Source organism: Anoxybacillus sp. ST70 (assembly GCF_019553625.1).
Classification (GTDB): domain Bacteria; phylum Bacillota; class Bacilli; order Bacillales; family Anoxybacillaceae; genus Anoxybacillus; species Anoxybacillus gonensis.
The window spans coordinates 1-1,775 of the sequence record NZ_JAHZOF010000026.1 but is presented as its reverse complement, the minus strand read 5'-3'; the positions used below and the strand labels follow the sequence as shown (position 1 = coordinate 1,775).

Below are 1,775 nucleotides of genomic sequence, written 5' to 3'. Positions count from 1 at the left end.
GGGGCTGACCCAAAACGCTAATGCGCTTTGGGTCTAGCCCTTTCTTTTTTGCCCAAAAATAGAAGAATCGCCCTTTTTATGGTAAAATTGAGTCACCAAAAACAACTACACCAAAAAAGGAGCGATTCTTTTATGAAACATGATCATATTTCTTTCAAAGATTATACCATGGATAACCTTACTTTGCCAAGGAATATCGCAGATCTTATTCCACCAGACAACATGGCTCATGTGGTTCATGAAATGGTTGAACGTATCCCGATGGAAACATTTCTTCCATACTATAAAGGTGGGGGCACTTCTTCTTATCATCCGAAAATGATGACAAAAATCATCCTTTATGCCTACACCCAAAAAATATATCATGGTCGCGAGATTGCACGACAACTCGAAGTTCATCTTCCACTCATGTGGCTAAGTGGATTTCAAAAACCGGACTTTCGTTCGATTAACCGATTTCGCTCTGAACGAATGAAAGGCCTGATTGACGACTTATTTCGAGAAATGATCACTCTGCTCGTCGCGGATGGGTACGTCAACATGGAAGACTATTTCGTCGATGGAACGAAAATTGAAGCAAATGCCAACCGATACACATTCGTTTGGCGCAAGTCCTCTGAAAAGTACCGAGAGAAATTAAGAAAGAATGTGGATCAACTCATTGCCCACATTGATGGGATTGTGGCAGAAGAAAGGAAGGAAGATACGCCTTCGACGTTGACTCCAGAAGACATTCGAAAGAAAACGGAAGAGTGGGAAGAACGGTTGAAAGTAGAACCAAACAATCAACCATTAAAACAAGCAGTGAAGAAAATGAAGGAAGACTACTTACCACGTAGCGAAAAGTATGAACACCAACTTGAAGTATGTGGGGATCGCAACAGTTACTCCAAGACGGATACGGATGCGACGTTCATGCGTTTGAAAGAAGATCATATGCGAAATGGTCAATTGAAGCCCGCATATAACGTACAAGTCGGGTCTTCGGATCAGTTCGTTCTAGGGTACTCTATTCATCAGAGACCCGGTGATACACGTTGCCTTCTTCCTCATCTGGATGCGGTTCGTGAGAAGTATGGAGTCGTCCCTAAACATGTGATCGCTGACGCTGCATATGGTTCTGAAGAGAATTATGTCAAACTCGAAGAAAAAAACATATCTGCGTTAATCAAGTACAACATGTATGACAAAGAGAACACACGCAAAATCAAGAAGAATCCACATCACCAACAGAACTGGACGTACATAAAAGAAGAAGACGTTTGGATTTGCGCCAACGGGAAAAAATTGATTCGTACAGGAACGACGAAGCAGATTACAGAATCTGGGCATACTTCGATCATTTATCACTATCAATGTCATGAATGTGAGGGATGCCCATTCCGTTCTGCCTGCACAACTTCTAAATATGGACGTACGACACAATGGAACCCTGTCTATCACGAACAAAAACAAAAAGTTCGCCAACGACTAGAAAGTGAAGAAGGACAGGTACGGTATCGCCAACGTAAAACAGACATCGAGAGTGTGTTTGGACAAATCAAACAAAACCGCGGATTTCGCCGTTTTGTCTTGCGAGGCCTTCAAAAAGTTTCCATAGAGTGGGGGCTTATTTGTGCTGCCCATAATCTCCTCAAAAAAGCCTCTAAGGACAAACAACGATCCTTAGAGGCTTAAGAAATAGAAAAATGAGAGGTAAATCCCTCTCTTATTTTACAAAATATGAAAACCAACTCCCAAAAGTCCGCTTTTTAGCGGACTTTTGGGTCAGCCCC

Annotated in this window: 1 protein-coding gene; it reads left to right on the top strand. The window is 42.1% G+C overall.

The window, feature by feature from the left end:
• Positions 1-132: 132 nt before the first annotated feature.
• Positions 133-1,677, top strand: coding sequence for an IS1182 family transposase (locus K1I43_RS15360; protein ID WP_084555702.1), 1,545 nt, complete (start codon positions 133-135; stop codon positions 1,675-1,677).
• The last annotated feature ends 98 nt before the right edge of the window (positions 1,678-1,775 follow it).